19 protein-coding genes and 2 tRNA genes are annotated in these 20,644 nt (G+C 55.1%); 10 read left to right on the top strand and 11 right to left on the bottom strand.

What is annotated here, in order from left to right:
* Positions 1–13: 13 nt before the first annotated feature.
* Positions 14–814, bottom strand: a complete 801-nt coding sequence (locus HGO37_RS06700) for a TSUP family transporter (protein ID WP_250982674.1) — start codon at positions 812–814, stop codon at positions 14–16.
* A gap of 172 nt (positions 815–986) precedes the next feature.
* Between HGO37_RS06700 and HGO37_RS06695 the strand changes: the two genes are divergently transcribed.
* The 5 genes from HGO37_RS06695 to recJ all read left to right on the top strand — a co-directional run bounded on the left by HGO37_RS06695 (position 987) and on the right by recJ (position 7,528).
* Positions 987–1,946, top strand: coding sequence for a nucleoside hydrolase (locus HGO37_RS06695; protein ID WP_250982673.1), 960 nt, complete (start codon positions 987–989; stop codon positions 1,944–1,946).
* A gap of 362 nt (positions 1,947–2,308) precedes the next feature.
* A complete protein-coding gene (locus HGO37_RS06690) occupies positions 2,309–3,529 on the top strand; it encodes an LL-diaminopimelate aminotransferase (RefSeq protein ID WP_250983231.1) in 1,221 nt (406 codons plus the stop codon).
* A gap of 71 nt (positions 3,530–3,600) precedes the next feature.
* A complete protein-coding gene (locus tag HGO37_RS06685; RefSeq protein ID WP_250982672.1) occupies positions 3,601–4,920 on the top strand; it encodes a homoserine dehydrogenase in 1,320 nt (439 codons plus the stop codon).
* Positions 4,921–5,159: 239 nt separating this feature from the next.
* Positions 5,160–5,363, top strand: coding sequence for a hypothetical protein (locus HGO37_RS06680; RefSeq protein ID WP_250982671.1), 204 nt, complete (start codon positions 5,160–5,162; stop codon positions 5,361–5,363).
* Between the two features lie 362 nt (positions 5,364–5,725).
* The gene (gene recJ, locus HGO37_RS06675; RefSeq protein WP_250982670.1) at positions 5,726–7,528 is read left to right on the top strand and encodes a single-stranded-DNA-specific exonuclease RecJ; all 1,803 of its coding nucleotides are present in this window, start codon (positions 5,726–5,728) and stop codon (positions 7,526–7,528) included.
* Positions 7,529–7,599: 71 nt separating this feature from the next.
* Here the strand turns inward: recJ and HGO37_RS06670 are convergent, their stop codons facing one another.
* From HGO37_RS06670 to HGO37_RS06640, 7 genes are all read right to left on the bottom strand, one after another.
* A complete protein-coding gene (locus HGO37_RS06670; RefSeq protein ID WP_250982669.1) occupies positions 7,600–8,658 on the bottom strand; it encodes an outer membrane protein assembly factor BamB family protein in 1,059 nt (352 codons plus the stop codon).
* A gap of 189 nt (positions 8,659–8,847) precedes the next feature.
* Positions 8,848–8,922 (bottom strand) — tRNA-Glu (locus HGO37_RS06665).
* 223 nt (positions 8,923–9,145) lie between these two features.
* Positions 9,146–9,220 (bottom strand) — tRNA-Glu (locus tag HGO37_RS06660).
* Positions 9,221–9,457: 237 nt separating this feature from the next.
* The gene (locus HGO37_RS06655) at positions 9,458–10,231 is read right to left on the bottom strand and encodes an amino acid ABC transporter ATP-binding protein (protein WP_275641007.1); all 774 of its coding nucleotides are present in this window, start codon (positions 10,229–10,231) and stop codon (positions 9,458–9,460) included.
* 11 nt (positions 10,232–10,242) lie between these two features.
* Positions 10,243–11,400 (bottom strand): amino acid ABC transporter permease, encoded by a 1,158-nt coding sequence (locus tag HGO37_RS06650; RefSeq protein ID WP_250982668.1) that lies wholly within the window; start codon positions 11,398–11,400, stop codon positions 10,243–10,245.
* A gap of 4 nt (positions 11,401–11,404) precedes the next feature.
* Positions 11,405–12,598 carry an amino acid ABC transporter permease gene (locus HGO37_RS06645; RefSeq protein WP_250982667.1) on the bottom strand — a complete coding sequence of 398 codons (1,194 nt, stop codon included), beginning with the start codon at positions 12,596–12,598 and terminating at the stop codon, positions 11,405–11,407.
* Positions 12,599–12,685: 87 nt separating this feature from the next.
* Complete coding sequence (locus HGO37_RS06640) at positions 12,686–13,711, bottom strand: amino acid ABC transporter substrate-binding protein (RefSeq protein WP_250982666.1); 1,026 nt, start codon at positions 13,709–13,711, stop codon at positions 12,686–12,688.
* A gap of 336 nt (positions 13,712–14,047) precedes the next feature.
* Here HGO37_RS06640 and HGO37_RS06635 point away from each other — a divergent pair, with 336 nt between their 5' ends.
* On the top strand, positions 14,048–15,235 hold the full coding sequence (locus HGO37_RS06635; protein WP_250982665.1) for a cystathionine beta-lyase: 1,188 nt from the start codon (positions 14,048–14,050) through the stop codon (positions 15,233–15,235).
* Positions 15,236–15,326: 91 nt separating this feature from the next.
* Here the strand turns inward: HGO37_RS06635 and HGO37_RS06630 are convergent, their stop codons facing one another.
* Together HGO37_RS06630 and HGO37_RS06625 are read right to left on the bottom strand one after the other, a co-directional pair.
* Positions 15,327–16,493: an FAD-dependent monooxygenase gene (locus HGO37_RS06630; RefSeq protein WP_250982664.1), complete on the bottom strand. Its 1,167-nt coding sequence runs from the start codon at positions 16,491–16,493 to the stop codon at positions 15,327–15,329.
* Positions 16,494–16,524: 31 nt separating this feature from the next.
* Complete coding sequence (locus HGO37_RS06625; RefSeq protein WP_192487726.1) at positions 16,525–16,773, bottom strand: zinc-finger domain-containing protein; 249 nt, start codon at positions 16,771–16,773, stop codon at positions 16,525–16,527.
* Positions 16,774–16,926: 153 nt separating this feature from the next.
* Here HGO37_RS06625 and HGO37_RS06620 point away from each other — a divergent pair, with 153 nt between their 5' ends.
* From HGO37_RS06620 to HGO37_RS06610, 3 genes are all read left to right on the top strand, one after another.
* On the top strand, positions 16,927–17,715 hold the full coding sequence (locus HGO37_RS06620) for an alpha/beta fold hydrolase (protein WP_250982663.1): 789 nt from the start codon (positions 16,927–16,929) through the stop codon (positions 17,713–17,715).
* Positions 17,716–17,924: 209 nt separating this feature from the next.
* Positions 17,925–18,749: a serine O-acetyltransferase gene (gene cysE, locus HGO37_RS06615; RefSeq protein WP_250982662.1), complete on the top strand. Its 825-nt coding sequence runs from the start codon at positions 17,925–17,927 to the stop codon at positions 18,747–18,749.
* Positions 18,750–18,879: 130 nt separating this feature from the next.
* On the top strand, positions 18,880–19,083 hold the full coding sequence (locus HGO37_RS06610) for a DUF3126 family protein (protein ID WP_192487729.1): 204 nt from the start codon (positions 18,880–18,882) through the stop codon (positions 19,081–19,083).
* 94 nt (positions 19,084–19,177) lie between these two features.
* Here the strand turns inward: HGO37_RS06610 and HGO37_RS06605 are convergent, their stop codons facing one another.
* A complete protein-coding gene (locus HGO37_RS06605; RefSeq protein ID WP_250982661.1) occupies positions 19,178–20,050 on the bottom strand; it encodes an ATP-binding protein in 873 nt (290 codons plus the stop codon).
* Between the two features lie 207 nt (positions 20,051–20,257).
* Here HGO37_RS06605 and yajC point away from each other — a divergent pair, with 207 nt between their 5' ends.
* Positions 20,258–20,605, top strand: a complete 348-nt coding sequence (yajC, locus tag HGO37_RS06600; RefSeq protein WP_192487731.1) for a preprotein translocase subunit YajC — start codon at positions 20,258–20,260, stop codon at positions 20,603–20,605.
* The last annotated feature ends 39 nt before the right edge of the window (positions 20,606–20,644 follow it).

Raw genomic sequence — 20,644 nt, 5'->3', positions numbered from 1 at the left:
AAGGTCCTTGTTTTTAGAAGCCTAAGACTGCCGTCATGCGCTCCCACAGGGCAGGGTCGACCTGACCAATAATCAACCGTGCCGCCATGGCAAGGCAGGAGATGATCAGCAGGGGACGGATCAGCTTTGCGCCATTTTTCATGGCGAAGTGCGAACCAAGCTGCGCGCCAATGAACTGGCCGATGCCCATGACAAAACCGATTTTCCACAACACTGCACCGCTGATCGTGAATACGATGAAGCTGCCGACATTGGAGCCGAAGTTCAAAAGCTTGGTGTGAGCTGTGGCTTTCAGCATGCCGTAACCGGCCAATGACACGAAGGCCAGCATGAAGAACGATCCGGTACCGGGACCGAATATACCGTCGTAAAAACCGATCAGCGGGACGACCGTGCAGCCGAACATAAAGGATGAAATGCGTCTGTGGCGGTCCTGATCGCTCAGCTGCTGTTTGAATGCGAAATAGAGCGCAATGCCAACCAGAAGGAACGGCATGATAAAACGCAACACTTCGGCCGGTACAAAGGCTGCGGCAATGGCGCCGAATACTCCGCCCACCATTGACAAAAGTGCCATCGGCAATTGGCTTTTCAGGTCTACCAGACCGCGCTTTGTATAGGCGTAAGTGGCAGACGCCGAACCGAACTGTGACTGCAGCTTGTTGGTGCCCAGCGCCTCAAGCGGTGGAATGCCCATGATCAGCATGGCCGGAATGGTAATCAGCCCGCCGCCGCCGGCAATGGAATCGATAAAGCCAGCAACAATGGCGACAACAAACAGGGTGGAAAGCAGGTGCAACGTGACGTCGGTCAAGGGGGGAATTCCGGGAGGGGCAAAAGATGACAGCGTTATTGTCACTGAAGCCAATGCTTGGCAAACGCTATTTCAGTTCACGTTAGGGATTGCGGATGCGCCGCTTATGATTAATGTGCCCGCACCCGGCGGCACATCAGCCGGCATAGAAAGATTTTGCGGAGCATACTGAATGCATAAGGTGATATTTGATACGGATCCCGGCGTCGATGACGCAATGGCCCTGCTTTTCCTTCACAGGCACCCAGAGATCGATCTGATAGGCATCACCACGGTTTTCGGGAATGCGCCGATTGAGATCACAACGCGCAACGCGCTTTTCCTCAAGCAGCAATGGGGCATTTCCGCACCGGTCGCCAAGGGTGCCAATGTGACGTTTGATCCGTCCCGTCCCGAGGGACATTGGCCGACCTTTATCCACGGTGAAAATGGTCTGGGCGACATCGATATCCCCGAGACTATCGACCTGCCGGTCGATCCGCGCCCGGCCCATCATTTCCTGATCGAAACGGTGAAGGCCAATCCGGGCGAGGTGACAATCATTGCGGTTGGACGCATGACCAATCTTGCACTGGCATTGCGCGAAGATCCGGATTTCGCCGCACTGGTGAAAGACGTCATCATCATGGGTGGCGCATTCGATATTAACGGCAACGTATCGCCAGCCGCCGAAGCCAATATTCATGGCGACCCGGAAGCGGCCGATCTGGTGTTTACTGCACCCTGGCGCGTCACCATCGTTGGTCTGGATGTCACGACCAAGACCGTGATGACCTCGAAATTCATGGATGACATGGCAAAAGCAGGTGGCAAGCCGGTGCAACTGCTGTCAGACCTGTCGCAGTTCTATATCGAGTTCTACAAGGAACGCACCGGCGACGGCATGGTCGTGCATGACAGCTGCGCCTGCGTTTATCTGGTGGCGCCGGAACTGTTTGAGACACGCAGCGGCCCGGTCCGCGTAGTGTGCGGTGGTCTGGCCGATGGTGCGACCATCCAGAAACCGGATGGTCGTGGTTTCCCGCCAGGCTACTGGGATGGTCATCCAAGCCAGCTCGTTTGCACCGATATCAAGCCGGATGCGGTGCTTTCGCTCATCCGTTCTGTCATCGTGGACGGCAAGCACGCCTGATTGTCAGGCCGATTGCAGCAAAATGGCCGGTTTCCGGCCATGGTTGCCTTGCATTCAAACCAAAACTGGCGTTAAGCAAAAACGTGTTTACGCATCACTGCGTCGGATCGGCTGCCGTAAAAAAAGCTTATATCCGACACATCCATGCGCCACTTCATCTCAACACAGATGACGATGTCCGGCGACATGGGATGGAGTGATCAGGCTGGCGCCAATTGACCGGTTAAATCGTTAGGATTTTCCGATCTTTGCGCTACAATACCAGAATCTGCAGGATGTGTTCGTGTCGGCAGGTTACTGTAATAAAAACGAACTTTCGCAAATGCGCCGGGCAGTGCTGGCGCATTTTCATGAGGAAGAAGATGGAAGAGTTTCACAAGGTCAAGCGTCTGCCGCAATACGTATTCGAACAGGTAAACCGTTTGAAAGCGAGCGCACGAGCGGGTGGCGCGGATATTATTGACCTTGGCATGGGAAACCCGGATCTTCCGACCCCGAAAGCGATCGTCGACAAGCTGTGTGAGGTCGTTCAGGATCCACGCACCCACCGTTATTCCTCATCCAAGGGCATTCCCGGTCTTCGCAAGGCGCAGGCCGCCTATTACGCCCGTCGTTTCGGCGTAAAGCTCAACCCCGATACCCAGGTTGTTGCGACACTCGGCTCCAAGGAAGGCTTCGCCAACATGGCGCAGGCAATCACTGCACCGGGCGACGTTATTCTCTGCCCGAACCCGACCTATCCGATCCATGCTTTCGGATTCTTGATGGCTGGCGGTGTTATCCGCTCCATGAATGTCGAGCCGGATGAGACGTTCTTTGGCCCGCTGGAGCGCGCTGTGCGCCACTCCATTCCAAAGCCATTGGCGCTGATCATCAACTACCCGTCCAACCCGACGGCGCATGTCGCATCGCTTGATTTCTACAAGGATATCATCGCATTCGCCAAGAAGCATGACATCATCGTGCTGTCGGATTTGGCCTATTCGGAAATCTACTTCGACGAAAACAACCCGCCACCATCGGTGCTGCAGGTTCCAGGTGCCATGGATGTGGCCGTTGAGTTCACCTCCATGTCCAAGACCTTCTCCATGCCCGGCTGGCGCATGGGCTTTGCGGTCGGTAACGAGCGTCTGATCTCGGCTTTGACCCGCGTAAAGTCCTATCTGGACTACGGCGCTTTCACGCCGATCCAGGTTGCCGCCACCCACGCCCTGAACGGCGATGGCTCCGATATCGCCGAAGTGCGCAATGTCTACCGTCGCCGCCGCGACGTTATGGTTGATACCTTTGGCAAGGCTGGTTTTGAAGTGCCACCACCGGCCGCCACCATGTTTGCATGGGCCAAAATTCCGGAAAAGTTCCGTCATCTCGGTTCGCTCGAGTTTTCCAAACTGCTCGTCGAAAAGGCCGATATTGCGGTCGCTCCGGGTGTTGGCTTCGGCGAAATGGGCGATGACTATGTTCGTCTGGCTCTCGTTGAAAACGAACACCGCATTCGTCAGGCTGCGCGCAACTTGAAGCGCTTCCTGTCCACAGCTCATGAAACGATGCATAACGTCGTTTCTCTGAACGCTCACCGTTAATAACGGGGGCAACTCCCTGGGTGGCCGGTCCCGGCCACCTGTTATTACCAAAACAAATCAGGATTATACCAATGGCAGATTCATTGAGAATCGGCATAGCGGGGCTCGGCACTGTCGGCTCGTCGCTTGTGCGCATCATCCAGCAGAGAAGCAACGAGCTTGCGATTACCTGCGGACGCGCGATTGAGATTATTGCCGTTAGCGCGCGCGACCGTTCGCGCGACCGTGGCATTGATCTCACCGGTATTACCTGGTTTGACACACCCGAGCAGATGGCAGCCGAAGCTGAGATCGATGTGTTCGTTGAACTGGTTGGCGGTGCATCTGGCCCTGCCAAGGCAGCAGTCAGAACCGCGCTTGCTCGCGGTCTGCATGTGGTGACAGCCAACAAGGCATTGCTTGCCAAGCACGGTGTGGAACTGGCAACTACGGCAGAAGAGAAGGGCGTTCTCCTGAACTTCGAAGCTGCGGTGGCCGGTGGTATTCCCGTTATCAAGGCACTGCGTGAATCCCTGACCGGCAACCACGTGTCCCGGATCTACGGTATCATGAACGGTACCTGCAATTACATCCTGACCAAGATGGAGAAGGAAGGCCTGTCCTTTGAGACGTGCCTGAAGGAAGCGCAGCGTCTTGGTTACGCTGAAGCGGACCCAGCCTTTGACATTGAAGGCAATGACACCGCTCACAAGCTTGCCATTTTGACGACGCTGGCATTCGGCAACAAGATTGCAGCTGACGACATCTATCTCGAAGGTATCACCAATATCTCGATTGAAGATATCCATGCCGCTGCCGATCTCGGTTACCGCATCAAGCTGCTCGGCGTTGCACAGATGACTGAGTCCGGCATTGAACAGCGCGTTCACCCAACCATGGTGCCGCTGGATTCCGTGATTGCGCAGGTGGATGGCGTGACCAACGCTGTCGCCATCGAATCCGATATCCTCGGTGAGTTGCTGATGGTTGGCCCCGGCGCCGGTGGTAATGCAACGGCATCTGCCGTTCTCGGCGATATCGCCGACATCGCCAAGAGCCGTCCTGGCATTCAGCAGGTTCCGGTGCTTGGCCGTCCTGCCAAGTCGCTGGAAAAGTACCGTCGCGCCAAGATGAAGAAACACGAAGGCGGTTACTTCATCCGCCTGACTGTCGCTGACCGCGCCGGCGTGTTTGCCAGCATCGCGACAAGCATGGCTGAAAATGGCATTTCGCTGGAATCGATCGTGCAGCGCTCGCGCGCCCAGACGCCGGATGCCCCGCAGACAATCGTGCTGGTGACCCACGCAACGATGGAAGATGCCGTTCGCAAGGCCGTCGCCTCCATCAAGAGCCAGGCTTACCTGACGGATGAACCGCAGGTCATCCGAATCGAGCGCACAAAGGCTGCCTGATTCGCGCCGCATTTCGGTTTTCGCACCGAATTTCGGTTCCATTTTGCCATTATCGATGCCCTGCCGCTGGTTATGACCACGGCGGGGCATTCGCTTTTACAAAATGTGACTGCCATAAGCCCCGATAGCCGCCTTTGAGTACTCTATTTTGCTTACTCAGTAAGGAGTAAGGCTGGTCAAGGGCGTTAAGTGACAGTACCATGACATCAACTGAAATCACCAAGCGAGGGAGGCGCGTCGTGAGTTCAATTGTACTGTTCAAGGATATTGGTCCTGTCGAAAAGGCAGAGGTTCATCCTCTGCCAAACTTTTCGAACGACAATTTTGCCCTGTGTGAGAATGATGAAAGTTTCGCCCGACGTAACTGGGCGGTACTGACCATTCTGCTGTCCGTCGTGGCCAGCAGCGTCGGAGCCTTGGCTCTGCCGATTGTTCTGGGCTGATTTGACACGATAACAGCCACCATGTCTGAGGAGGGTGGTGGCTGTTGTGACGGTCTGGAAACTGCATGCTTTCCGGACTTATCCTAAAGCGGCGCACATCCATGATGTGCGTTGTTTTGGCTGGCGTAAACGCCATGCCACGGCTTTGAATGTGACCAGCTTTGCAGCGCAAGCCTTGTCGTAAAGGCCGTTCGTGCATTTTGGTGATGCCATGCTTTAGGGCAGGTCATGTGTCCCAACAAAGTTTTCGGCCGCTCTTGCTCTTGAAACTCCCGCACGACAGAATAAATGCTCGTCTTTAAGACACGAAAGCTGTTTAACCGCTTTCATCATGTGTTGAGTTTGGCAGAGCAGGATAGTGAATGACGGAACCGGTCGATACCGTGCCACGTGCGTTTCTGGGTGTGGAGCGATCGGTCAGCGACCAGCGCTGGGTGTCACGGCTTGATCAGGCCGGGCAGAACCGCGCCCTCGCCATGGCGCAGCTTCACGGTATGCCGGAACTGATCGCCCGTGTGCTGGCCGGGCGTGGCGTTGCCGTTGATGAGGCATTGGAATTTCTCGACCCAACCATCCGTAACCTGATGACCGATCCGCACACGCTGACGGATTGTGAACTGGCCGCGAATCGTCTGGCCGCCGCCATCGAGAAAAACGAAAAGATAGCCATCTTCGGTGACTATGACGTTGATGGCGCATCGTCGGCTGCCTTGATGTACCGCTTCCTCAATCATTTCGGGCTTGAGCCGGAAATCTATATTCCCGACCGTATTTTTGAAGGTTATGGCCCAAACCCCGCAGCCATGCAGCAACTGGCCGCCAATGGCGCAACGCTGATCGTGACAGTGGATTGCGGCTCGACCAGCCATGAATCGCTGCTGGCCGCCAAACAGGCTGGCACCGATGTCGTCGTCATCGATCACCACCAGGTCGGTGAAACGCTGCCGCCTTGCGTGGCGCTGGTAAACCCCAACCGCCAGGACGATCTCTCAGGTCAGGGCCATCTCTGTGCCGCCGGCGTGGTGTTTCTGGTTCTGGTGGCAACGCTGCGGGTGATGAAGGACAAAAAGGACCGCCGCGCTTTCACGCTCGACCTTCTGTCCTTCCTCGATATCGTGGCACTGGCGACAGTTTGTGACGTCGTGCCATTGAAGGGGCTGAACCGCGCCTATGTGGTCAAAGGTCTGGTTGCGGCCCGCCACATGAACAATGCCGGTCTGGCGGCGCTGTTTAAGATCGCAGGCCTCGGCGGGCCGGTAACACCTTATCATTTCGGTTTTCTGATTGGTCCGCGCATCAACGCTGGCGGCCGGATTGGCGACGCCGCACTCGGCAGCCGCCTGTTGACCATTGATGACCCATCGGGTGCTGAAGTCATCGCGGCAAAGCTCGATGAACTGAACCGTGAACGCCAGGCGATGGAAACCGTGATGCTGGCCGAGGCGGAAGCAGAAGCACTTGCCGAATATGGTGACGGCTCCGGGGCAGGGGTTATCGTCACCGCCCGGCAGAACTGGCACCCCGGCATTGTCGGCCTGCTGGCATCACGCCTTAAAGACCGCTTCCGCCGCCCGGCCTTTGCCATTGCCTTTGATGCAAACGGCAAGGGTACCGGTTCCGGCCGCTCGATCAATGGCTTTGACCTTGGCCGCATGGTGCGGGCTGCCGTCGACAATGGCCTTCTGGTCAAGGGGGGCGGCCATGCCATGGCAGCCGGCCTGACAGTGGAGCGCAGCGCGCTAGGCAAGCTTAGAACCTTCTTTGAGGAAAGCGCCTCCAAGGCCATCGCATCGTTGGTCGAAAACAGTGCGCTCAAAATCGATGGTGCCATTGGTGCCTCTGGTGCGACGCTGGATTTGATCGATCGACTGGAAGCCGCTGGTCCCTATGGTTCGGGCCATTCACAGCCGATTTTTGCTATTCCGGCCCACCGCCTGAAAGATGCCCGTACCGTGGGTGCCAATCACGTCAAGATAACGTTGGAAGCACTGGATGGCAGCCGGCTGGACGGTATTGCCTTCAGGGCGGCAGATGCGCCGCTCGGCCAACTGCTGCTGAACGGCAGAGGCCGCTCCGTGCATGTGGCGGGAACATTGGGTGCAGAACAATGGCAGGGTCAGCGCCGGGTGCAGATCCGCGTGCTGGACGCGGCAATCGCCAATTGATGCAACAAGCTGCTTGAAGGCTAAGCAAGCCTGTGATGCCGCAAACGACCGCCCAGCAGTTCTGAAAATGCTCAGTTTTGGTAGAGTTCAACGGTGCGACCGGTAGCAACCGCTAGCAGGTTGTTTTCTGCGGCCAATCCGCCGCCCTTGCATTTGCCATCACCCACACCAAAAGTCGGCGTGGTGATCGTGCCGTCAATATCCATGCCGACAATCTGCCCTTTGTCATCAAGCACGAAAATTTGTCCTTGATGATACAGCGGCTGGCCGACGATCTCGCCTTGTAACGGTTGGCTCCAGGCCGCCTCGAGTTGCGGCTTTTTGAACAGCAACCCCTTCTTTTCCAGCGACGCAACACGGATCGTGCTGTTGTCGTCACCAGCGATGATGCGATTGCCGACAACCAGTGGACCTGATGTGATTGCCGTGCCATCAGGAATGGCCAGAGAGGCCTTCAGGCTGCCATTGGCAGCGTCGTAGAGGTGGATGGCATTGCGAGCGCCCCAGACCAGCAGACCGTCCACAATGGCGGCGTTGAAGTGATACTGATCTGCTGTCGTTGACCACAACCTGTTGCCTGACTGCTGGTCGATGCACAGCAGATGCACGGTCGATTCTCCGAACTTGGCACCGGAGACAATTGCCGTATGGAAGATCTTGCCGTCATGCGCCAGAAACCGGTAGGCGTGTCCTCCGGTGTCATGGGACCAGAGGACGTCGCCAGTCGCTTTATCAAGGCACCAGGTCTTCTGGCTGCCGCCACCGGTTTCGGCAATAAAGATACGATCCCCGCTCAGAACAGGCACATTGACATTGCGTGTGCCAAAGGCGCTGGTCCACAGTGTGCTGCCATCAGGCGCGTAGGCATGAACCGCGCCGGCGAAGCTGGCAACATAGATATTGCCATGATCATCAATCAGCGGTTCCGTCGCGACATGGTCGATCGTGTGTCGCCACAGCTCACGGCTGTCGGTCTTTGAGAGGGCGACGACGCTGCTCTCGAAGAAACTCTTTTTGTCGTAATGAAAAATGCTGACAACCTGGTCCTTGCCAATAACAGGCGTGCGGGCCGAGACATTGCGCTCCTTGGGCAGCGTATAATTCCAAATCATCGTCCAACCGGTGTTCATGGCCAAACCTTCTGGATGAAAATGGTTCGATGGTGTCAAAGGGAAATAGCAACAAAGCGCAAGGTTGTGTACCCGTTAAAGCCACGCGGAGGGCAGGGTATGGCTTGCGCATGTCAGCGCACGGCAAAACGAACAAGCGACGTTGTCGCTGTGGCGTTTTTTATCATGATGTAGGGGAGAGAAGCACAGTGGTACGCCCTAGGGGAGTCGAACCCCTCTTTTCAGAATGAAAATCTGACGTCCTAACCGATAGACGAAGGGCGCGTACGCTGTGTTGGCGCCCTTATAGTCAGAGGTTTGATTTCCCGCAAGCACCAAATTGCATTTTTTTGCATTTCGGCTGTGGAAAAATGCATTTTTTTCCAGTTGGCCTTTTAGGTGAGGAGATTGCTGTAAATATCTGAAAATGTCGCCATAAATCGACATGCAGAAAGATAGTTCCCGAGGCGGGAATGATGCAGTTTTTCAATTTTGGGGAGGATCACAGTGGTACGCCCTAGGGGAGTCGAACCCCTCTTTTCAGAATGAAAATCTGACGTCCTAACCGATAGACGAAGGGCGCATACGCTGTGTTGGCGCCCTTATAATCAGAGGTTTTATTTCCTGCAAGCGCCAATTTTCGTTTTTTGCAAAAAAATGACAATGCCGATGATTTTATTGTGCAGGTGTTGTAATTGTTTTTTTAAATCAGTGGCTTGATGTTTTTCTGTCGCTCTGCGGTGACATTTAGTCGGGTATGTATAACGGCCATCTGCGCATAAAAAATGGGGCCGAAGCCCCATTTTTCCGTTTTCGATTCCTAGTGAAGAATCTGGCTGAGGAACAATTTTGTTCGCTCGTGCTGCGGATTGTCGAAAAACTCCTGCGGGGAGTTTTCTTCGACGATCTGGCCCTGGTCCATGAAGATAACCCGGTTTGCCACCTGGCGTGCAAAACCCATTTCGTGGGTTACGCACAGCATGGTCATGCCTTCTTCGGCAAGGCCCACCATTGTATCGAGAACTTCCTTCACCATTTCCGGATCGAGCGCCGATGTCGGCTCATCGAACAGCAGGATTTTTGGCTTCATGCACAGCGAGCGGGCAATCGCCACGCGCTGTTGCTGACCGCCGGAAAGCTGGCCCGGATATTTGTGAGCCTGTTCAGGAATCTTCACGCGTTCCAGGAAGTGCATGGCAATCGCTTCAGCTTCCTTCTTTGGGGTCTTGCGAACCCAGATCGGTGCCAGCGTGCAGTTTTCAAGGATTGTCAGGTGAGGGAACAGGTTGAAGTGCTGGAACACCATGCCCACTTCGCGACGAACCTCATCGATCTTCTTCAGATCGTTGGTCAGTTCGATGCCATCCACCACAATGCTGCCCGACTGGTGTTCTTCCAGGCGGTTGATACAGCGGATCATTGTCGACTTGCCCGAGCCGGAAGGCCCGGCAATGACGATACGCTCACCGCGCATGACCTTGAGGTTGATATCGCGAAGCACGTGGAAATCGCCATACCACTTGTTCATGCCAACGATTTCGATAGCGACATCGGTATCAGAAACCGTCATTTTTTGTGTTTGGGGTCCTGCCATGAGTGTTTCCCTTATCTTTTATGTCCGGTGTCGAGGTGTCTTTCCATAAAGGCAGAGTAACGCGACATGCCGAAGCAGAATATCCAGAAGATGAAGCCTGCGAAAATCAGGCCGGTCAATGGTGTTACCGGGGTAATCCACGTCGCATCGCGGAAATTGAGCTGCACAATACCCAGCAGGTCGAACATGCCAATGATCGATACCAGCGAGGTGTCCTTGAACAGGCCAATGAACGTGTTGACGATGCCGGGAATAACCAGCTTGATTGCCTGTGGCAGAATGATCAGCCGCGTGGTCTGCCAGTAGCCGAGGCCAAGTGAATCGGCACCTTCAAACTGGCCTTTTGGAATGGCTTGCAAACCACCGCGAATAACTTCCGCCATGTAGGCAGATGCAAACAGCGCAACGCCGACGAGTGCACGCAGGAAGTTGTCGATTGTCCATCCGGTTGGCAAAAACAGCGGCAGCATGACGTTTGCCATGAACAGAACGGTGATCAGCGGCACGCCACGGATGATTTCGATGAAACCGACGCACAATGTCTTGATGGCAGGCATTTTCGATTTTCTGCCAAGTGCCAACAGAATGCCAAGCGGCAGTGACACCGCAATGCCGACGAAGGACAAAATGAGCGTGACCATCAGGCCACCCCAAAGAGGTGTGTCTACGCGCTGCAGGCCGAAAGCACCGCCATGCAGAAGGTAGAAGGCAACCACTGGGAAGATGATGAACATCAGGACGGCGTTCAGTGTCTTGCCAGGGATCTTTGGAATGAGCAGCGGCACCAGCAATGCAATGAGCATGACTGTTACCAGCAGCGGACGCCATCTCTCATCGAGCGGATAACGGCCAAACATGAACTGCGCAAAGCGGTCCTCGACGAATGCCCAGCAGGCACCGGTCCAGCCTTCTGGCTGAATGCCACCCTGGACGACGGTGGCACAAACGGAACGGTCAGAGCCGACCCATGATGCCTTGATGAACAACCAGTCGATGGCCGGTGGTACGATAGCCAGGATGATGGCGACCGCTATCAGCGTCAAAATCACGTCTTTGGGGCCGGAGAACAGATTTTTCCGCAGCCATGCAACAGCGCTTTTTTCGTCCTTTGGGGGAGGTGCCGCAGCAACCATGGCGGTGCGGACATATTCTACGTTTCTTGTGCTCATGAGCTTATCTCTCCACCAATGCCATCTTGGCGTTGAACCAGTTCATGAAGAGCGATGTGATGATGCTGATCGACAGATAGACAATCATCCAGATCGACACGACTTCGACGGCCTGACCGGTCTGGTTCAGGGTCGTTCCGCCGGTGGACACCAGATCGGGATAACCGATGGCGACACCCAGCGAAGAGTTCTTCGTGAGGTTGAGATATTGGCTGGTAAGCGGCGGAATGATGATGCGCATGGCCTGCGGCACAACGATAAGACGGGTGGTCTTGCTGGATTTCATGCCAAGCGCGGTCGATGCTTCCGTCTGTCCCTTCGGAACGCCGCGAATACCGGAACGGATGGTTTCGGCAATGAAGGCGGCGGTATAAAAGGAGAGGGCTAGATAAAGCGCGAAAAACTCCGGCAGAACAGTGCTGCCACCCCTGATGTTAAAGCCACCGGCAACAGGTACGTCGAAAGTCAGCGGCGCACCGGCAACCAGAAACGCCAATAGCGGCAGCCCAATCAGGATACCGAGGCCCGCGCGGAAGATCGGGAAGGTCTGACCGGTTTTCATCTGGCGTTTTGTCGCCCATTTGGACAAGGCCACAACGGCAATGATCGCAACCGGAATGGAGATTGCGAAGATCAGCGAACCTTCGCCCCAAACCGGTCTTGGAATAGAAAGGCCACGGTTGTTGAGGAAGATGCCAAACGGCAGATCGTAGGAATCTCTGACATTGGGAAGCAGGCGCAACACGCCCGTGTACCAGAAGAAGATAACCAGAAGCGGCGGGATGTTGCGGAACACCTCGACGTAAACGGTGCAAATCTTGGCGATCAGCCAGTTGTTGGACAGGCGCCCGACACCGACAATGAAACCAATGATTGTTGCGGTGATAATACCGGTTATCGCAACGACTAGGGTGTTGAGGAAGCCGACGACCAGCGCCCGGCCATAGGTGGAATCGCTGGAATAAGCGATCAGCGTGTCACCGATGTCAAAACCTGCGCGGCTATTCAGAAAGCCGTAGCCAGACGCCGTGTTGGAACGTGCGAGGTTGGTCGCCACGTTGTTGGCAATAAACCACACGACGGCAACGAAGATGATGATGGTGACGATTTGAAAGAAGATTGAACGGACGAACGGATCATAAAGGAGTGAACCGGAGGATCTGTTGCCGGAAGACGCAATTGTAGCGTTATCTGCCATGTTTGCCCTATCCCCATGTGGCCATGTTGGCCATCTTGTTATTGTAAAAGGCAAGGCGGGTTTAAGCCGCCTTGCCGTTGACGAGGATTAGCGAATTGGTGGTGCGTACTGCAGCCCACCCTTGGTCCAAAGGGCGTTCAGACCACGCTGGATTTTCAGCGGAGAAGATTCGCCGAGGTTGGCCTCGAAGATTTCACCGTAGTTACCCAGTGCCTTGACGATGTTGTAGGCCCAATCATTGGTCAGGCCAAGGTCGGTACCAATCTTGGAATCGGTTTCCGTGCCAAGGAAACGCTTGATATCCGGGTTGGTGGTGCTTGCCTTGATTTCATCAACATTGGCTTTGGTGATGCCGAATTCTTCAGCCTGAACCAGCGCGTAATGGCTCCAGGAAACGATATCGAACCACTGGTCGTCACCCTGACGAACGGCTGGTCCAAGTGGTTCCTTGGAAATGATTTCAGGCAGAACAAGGTGGTCATCCGGGTTTGGAAGGCCGAGACGAACGGAATACAGACCGGACTGGTCGGTGGTGTAAACGTCGCAACGGCCAGCGGCGTAAGCAGCGTTCACTTCTTCGAACTTTTCAAACACGACTGGCTTGTATTCGAGGTTGTTGGCCTTGAAGTAGTCAGCAAGGTTAAGTTCTGTGGTCGTACCGGACTGCACGCAAACGGCTGCACCGGAAAGTTCGAGTGCCGATTTTACGTTGAGGCTCTTAGGAACCATGAAGCCCTGGCCGTCGTAATAGTTGACGGTACGGAAGTTGAAGCCAAGTGCGGTGTCGCGGCTGATGGTCCAGGTGGTGTTACGGAACAGAACGTCGCCTTCACCGGACTGCAGAGCCGGGAAACGTGTCTGACCTGTTGTTGGTGTAAACTTCACCTTTGTTGGGTCGTTAAAGACCGCAACTGCCACAGCGCGGCAGAAATCAATGTCGAAACCTGTCCAGTTACCGCTGGCATCCGGGGAAGCAAAACCCGGAAGACCTGTGTTCACGACGCATTGTACAAAGCCCTTTGCCTTTACGTCATCCAGTGTTGCGGCCGAAGCCACCGAACCTGCACCCAGCGCAGCTGTGCCGATAATGGCTGACAGAATTGCCTTTTTCATATTTTCCCAACCTTTGTTTATTATTTAATCGATTTAGAAAGGGCGAATACAATTATTTCTTTATATTTCTCCCCTTCCGCATCACCTCCCGGTGCGCACATGCATCACAATCATTATTGCCTTCATGGTCAAGTCTTGGGAGAAATAAAATTGCCTAAAAAAGAGATTTTTCAGTTTGATGACTGTGAATGAAGCAATTGTATAAATTATAGGCGGCGAGTGGGCAAAAATATCGCGTTGCAACCGCCATCTTTAAAACGTTTCTTCTGAGGGTTGACCTGTTCGCTGCGGCCTAGCATGTTCACTTCACATCTATCAGTGAGTGTTTATCCCGAAATGAAAAATAAAGATCTTCTGCTTTCCGGTGCGGGCGACAATACGCGTCTGGCTCATCTGGGAAATGACCCAACCGATTATTATGGCTTCGTAAATCCGCCTGTCGTACGCGCTTCGACCGTGCTTTTCCCTGACGCGCAGGCCATGGCAGACGGCAAGCAGAAATACACGTACGGTACACATGGCACACCGACCACGGATGCGCTTTGTGAAGCAATCAACGAGCTGGATGGCGCAGCCGGGACTATCCTTCTGCCATCGGGGCTGGCTGCGATCACCATCCCGTTTCTTGCCTATCTGTCGCCCGGCGACCACGCGCTGATCGTTGATTCGGTCTATTTCCCGACCCGTCGGTTCTGCAACACCATGCTCAAGCGCATGGGTGTCGAAATCGAATATTACGATCCGCTGGTTGGCGCTGGCATCGAAGCCCTGATCAAGCCAAATACCAAGCTGGTGCATTTGGAAGCGCCAGGTTCCAACACCTTTGAAATGCAGGAAGTGTCGGTCATTTCGGCCATTGCCCACAAGCATGGCTGCGTCGTTACCATGGACAATACCTGGGCGACGCCGCTCTATTTCAAGCCGCTAGACCACGGCGTTGATATCACCATGCAGGCGGCGACCAAATATCCGTCTGGCCATTCCGACCTGCTGATGGGCTTCGTGTCGGCCAACAAGGAGCATTGGGATACGCTCAACGAAGCCAACATGTTGCTTGGCCTTTGTGCGGCACCGGATGATTCCTACCAGATGCTACGCGGCCTGCGCACCATGGGCGTGCGCCTTGAGCGCCACCAGCAGAGCGCACTTGCCATTGCTGAGTGGCTTGAGGGCAGGGACGATGTGGGCCGTGTGCTGCATCCGGCCTTGCCAAGCTTCCCCGGCCACGACATCTGGAAACGTGACTTCAAGGGCGCAAGCGGCGTGTTCTCCTTCGTGCTGAAGGCTGGTGCCGATGAATTCAAGGCCAAGTCACACGCATTCCTCAATGCGCTGAAACTGTTCGGTCTTGGTTATTCCTGGGGTGGTTATGAAAGCCTGGCCGTTCCGGTCGGTCTGTCCGACCGCGTTGTGGCCAAGGCACCTGAGGGCGGTCCGGTTATCCGCCTGCAGATCGGTCTCGAAGACGTAGCTGATATCCGCAAGGATCTTGAAGCCGGTTTCAAGGCGGCAAGCGACGTGTGAATTCACGACCTTCGTAAGTTTAAAGAGCGCCGCCATCACTGGTGGCGCTTTTTTATTCTGAGGGCCGCAGAAAAACGCCCCGCTGCCTCAATCACCCCTTGGCGTGGTAGCCATAAAGCCAGTCAAGGTCTGCCGCAAAAGATTGCGCGGGACGGACGGCAAACAGCAGGTCACGTCCCAGTTTAAACGGGCCGCTGGCATGGTAGGCAAACCGGTTCATCTGCGCCCGCTTGCGTGCCTTGTTGATGCGCGGTACGCGCAGGCTTTCAAACGCCGCCAATCCCTGAGGCAGCGTTGCCGCTGACATCACCTGACCGGCAAGTTCAAAAGCATCCTCGATGGCCATCGCCGCACCCTGCGCCGCAAATGGCATCATCGCATGGGCGGAATCACCAATCAGCACCGTGTTCTGGCCATTGTGCCAGCAACCTTCGCTCAATTGATAGAGAGGCCAGAAATTGCCGTTCTCGGTCTTGGTCAGCAATTCACGAATGGACGGGTGCCAGTCGCGGAACTGCTCAAAAAGCATTTCTTTCTGGTGACCGGTTGATTCTGCCTTCCATGTCTGGCCGGGATCGGCGCCCATGGAAATTGCCACCACGTTGAAGGCGGAAACCTCTTTTAGCGGATAGGCGACAATGTGCCCCTTGGGACCGAGGAACGCCTTGACCGACTGCTTTTGCAGGAATGACGGCGCGACATCGTCATGGATTGTAAACCGCCATGCCACATTGCCCGAAAAGCTGGGTGAGGGGCTTTCTGGCACGGAGTAGCGGGCGCTCGACCAGACGCCATCTGCGCCGATGATCAGATCATGATCGGCAAAAGTGATGGCGGAGATATCTGCCTTGCGCACGGTTTCAATGCGTTTGCCCAGATGCAGATGACAAAGCGGATTTTTCAACACCGCACCCAAAAGCGCCTGCTGCAGGGTTGAGCGGTGCAGAACTCCGTAAGGTGCCCCCCAGCGCGCACGCGCCAACTGCCGCATCGGCAATGACATCAGGGTTTTCAGAGATTGGCCGGAGGTCAGGTCGATGGTTTCAGGTTCGACCCACAGCGGCTCGATATTGGCCAGCACATCCAGCTCGGACAAAATGCGGGAAGCATTTGGGGATATTTGCAGGCCGGCGCCCACCTCCGTCAGGTGATGGGTCTGTTCGATGATATGCGAACTTACGCCGTGCCGGGCAAAAGAAAGAGCGGCGGTCAAACCGGCAATGCCAGCACCGACAATAGCGACAGATTTTACGGGCATAAATGCACCGATCAGAAAGAGAGGAAAGCGGTCAGGCTGCCTTCACATGAAAAACACAGCCCGGTGGATTTGTCTGCTCGGCCTTGAGCGTTGGGTTGTAACGGAAAAGGGTCGAGCAATAGGAACAGACCTTTTCGTTGTCATCGCCCATATCGATGAAAATATGCGGATGATCGAAAGGAACGGAAGCGCCCGTGCACATGAATTCCTTGACACCGATTTCGATCATCGGGTGACCGCCATCGTTCTGGAAGTGAGGAATAGTGTGATGACCGGCCATGCGGATCTCCAAATGCTTTATGTAGATTGAAACCTTGACTGCTTTGGCATGACATCTAGCGATAAATGAAGTCAACCTCCACAGAAATCGAAACATATCAGGGTTCAACCTTCAGGATTCATGACATAAGGTCGGCCAAAAAGGATGTCTTTGATGAATCTCAATACCCCCGATTTTTCTTTTTATCAGCGCGATGGCCTGAAGCTGGCCTATTTCGATGAGGGCGACCCGGCGGGCGAGCCGGTTGTGCTCATCCACGGCTTTGCATCGACAGCCAGTGTGAACTGGGTGCATCCCGGCTGGTTGAAGACATTGGGAACCGCCGGTTACCGGGTGATTGCTATTGATAATCGCGGCCACGGCCAAAGCGATAAACCGCATGATTCCGAGGCCTATTACCCGCCGATCATGGCGGAAGACGCCATTGGCCTGCTCAACCATCTCGGCATTTCCGAAGCGCATGTCATGGGGTACTCCATGGGCGCGCGTATCTCCGCCTTTCTCGCGCTGGCCCACCCGGAGCGCGTGCGCTCGCTGGTGTTTGGTGGCCTTGGCATCAATCTCTGCAATGGTGTTGGCGATTGGGACCCGATTGCCGAGGCGCTTCTGGCCCCTTCGCTTGACGGCATTACCCATGAGCGTGGCCGCATGTTCCGCATGTTTGCCGACCAGACCAAAAGCGATCGCCTTGCGCTCGCCGCCTGTATTGCCACCAACCGCATTCTGGTTAGCCGCGAAGATGCTGCCCGGATCGACATGCCCTGTCTGATAGCTGTGGGAACCAAGGATGATATTGCCGGTTCACCACAGGAACTGGCCGACATCATGCCCAATGCCACCGCACTCGACATTCCCGGTCGCGATCATATGCTGGCGGTGGGTGACAGGGTGTTCAAGGCGGCGGTGCTGGAGTTTTACGCCGGCCTTTCTAACAATGCCTGATTGGTCATGACCCTGATATTGTCCCGGGTTTATGGTCAGATGAAATGACTTTAAGGCGCCGCTATGCCGCTTGCCGGGCACGCCGCGCCTTAAAAGTAGAAATGTTATGCTGGAGACGCGTCGATGGCTTGATATGCCATTGCGCTCACCCATTTCTATCCGAAACATTTTTCGGTATAAGAAATGTTCTAAGGTAAAAGGAGACCATTATGGTCGTGCGCAATGAAGTTCGCCAACTTGAACAGGTGGCCGTTGTCGATCCCATTTGGGGCAGCCTTCTGAACGAAGCACGCAGTGCCGCTTCGCAGGACCCATTGCTGGCTGCATTTTTCTATTCGACAGTTCTCAACCATCCTTCGCTCGAAGCGTCCGTCATTTACCGCATATGTGAGCTCCTTGATCACCCTGACATGCAGGCTGTTTTGCTGCGCCAGACCTTTGATGAAATGTTGAAGGACTGGCCGGAGTGGGGCACCATTCTGCGCGTTGATATTCAGGCGGTTTATGACCGCGATCCGGCTTGCACGCGCTTCATGGAGCCGGTGCTATATTTCAAGGGTTTCCACGCCATCCAGACGCACCGTCTGGCCCACTGGCTGCTGAAGAAGGGCCGCAAGGATTTTGCGCTTTATCTGCAAAGCCGTGCCTCCGTGGTCTTCCAGACCGACATCAACCCGGCCGCACAAATTGGCCGTGGGATATTCCTTGACCATGCCACCGGTCTGGTGGTCGGTGAAACCGCCGTCATCGGTGATAATGTCTCCATTCTGCATGGTGTCACGCTGGGTGGTACCGGCAAGGAAGGCGCAGACCGCCACCCGAAAATCCGCAGCGGCGTGATGATCGGCGCTGGCGCAAAAATCCTCGGCAATATCGAAATTGGCAGCTGCTCACGCATTGCTGCCGGTTCTGTTGTGCTGAAGCCGGTGCCGCCAAAAAGCACCGTGGCAGGCGTGCCAGCCAGGGTGATAGGAGAGGCCGGGTGTACCGAGCCATCGCGTATAATGGACCAGGTCATCGGCGCGGATATCTGATCCGCGTGTCTGCAATCACAGGTGCAACTGACGTGCATTTTTGATGCGCAAGAACACTTTTTGCGGACTTTACTTTGACCTTTGTCCCATGCCACAAGCGGCGCAAAGCGAACTGCACAGGAGATAGAGTGTGAAAACCGAAGAGATCAAAAAGCTCGACGCTTATTTCAAGCGCACCTTCAATCCGGAGATGGCGGTCAAGGCCCGTCCTCGTAAGGATGACTCGGCTGAAGTCTATCTCGGCGAAGAGTTTCTGGGCGTTGTCTATGTCGACGATGAAGATGGCGATCTGTCCTATAACTTCTCGATGGCCATTCTCGACGTCGATCTCTGATTGAGATTTGCACCATCTGTTGGGTGCCCAATAAAAAACCTCCGGTCATGCCGGAGGTTTTTTCGTTTCGGGGTATGGCTGCTGCGAACTCGGATTATTTCGTGAGCGGTTTTCTCAACCGTCCGGCCAGATCCTGAATATATTGCCAGGCAACACGGCCGGAACGACCGCCACGGGTGGTTGCCCATTCCAGTGCTTCCGCCTTCAATGTGTCCTTGTCGATGCCAAGTTCGAAATGTTCGGCGTAGGAATTGATCATCGTCAGATAGTCTTCCTGGCTGCACTTGTGGAAACCAAGCCAAAGGCCGAAACGGTCCGACAGCGACACCTTTTCCTCAACCGCTTCGCCCGGATTGATGGCCGTGGACTGCTCGTTTTCCATCATGTTGCGCGGCAACAGGTGGCGGCGGTTTGATGTGGCGTAGAACAGCACATTGTCCGGACGGCCCTCAATGCCGCCATCCAGCGCTGCCTTCAGCGACTTGTAGGCGGTGTCGTCATGGTCAAAGGACAGGTCGTCACAGAACACGATGATGCGGTGATCCTGATCCTTCATCAGGCTCATCAGCGCGGGCAGGGTAGAAATGTCTTCCCTGTGCACCTCAACCAGCTTCAGGGAAACGCCGGTTGCGTTGCGCACATCTTCGTGAACAGCTTTGACCAGCGAGGACTTGCCCATGCCGCGCGCACCCCACAAAAGTACGTTGTTGGCGGGAAAACCTTCGGCAAAGCGCAGTGTATTTTCATGCAGAATGTCGCGCACATGGTCGACACCGCGGATCAGTTGCAAGGCAATACGGTTGGGGCGCGGTACTGGCTGCAATGACTTGTTTTCTGCAGACCATACGAAACAGTCTGCTGCACTCCAGTCGTTCTTGGCGGGTGCTGGGCCCGCCAACCGCTCGACAGCATCGGTAAGCCGACGAATTTCGTTGAGGAGGAGAGCAGTCGTCTGATCTTGGGTCATTATAGGTCTCACGCTGTTTAATGCAGGCGTTATAAGGGGATATTAAGGTTCGGTAGCATGGCGTTTCGATGCTCGAAAGGTTATGAGGTGCTGAATCGGTACGCAGCATGACCCATGTCTGTTGCATTCGTGGCGATCACAACTATATTCCGGCGGCTTGAAGCCGGGTGGGCGGAATTGTTTGCCCGTGAATATGAGGAGTTTTATATGTTAGTTACTGAAGCCTTTGCCCAGGATGGAGCTGCTGCTGCTACGGGGTTCGGTTCCGGCCTCGAAATGCTGTTCCTGTTCGCACCGCTGATGGTCGTCTGGTATTTCTTCCTCATCCGCCCGCAGCGCGCGCAGATGAAAAAGCGTCAGGAAACACTGACTGCTATTCGTCGTGGCGACCAGGTTGTTCTCGGTGGCGGCATCACCGGCAAGGTGACCAAGGTTATCGACGATGCTGAAATTGAAGTCGAAATCGCTGAAGGCGTGAAGATCCGTGCACTGCGCACCTACATCGCTGAAGTTCGGGTCAAGGGCGAGCCAGTTAAAACCGAAACCGCTTCCTGATTTTTGACGCAGAGGGAAGGCGATACCGCCTCCCGACAC

The sequence above is a fragment of the Rhizobium sp. CG4 genome (genome assembly GCF_023701965.1).
Lineage (GTDB): Bacteria > Pseudomonadota > Alphaproteobacteria > Rhizobiales > Rhizobiaceae > Agrobacterium.
Note: the sequence above shows the minus strand (reverse complement) of the source record. Positions and strands in the feature narration are given on the sequence as shown.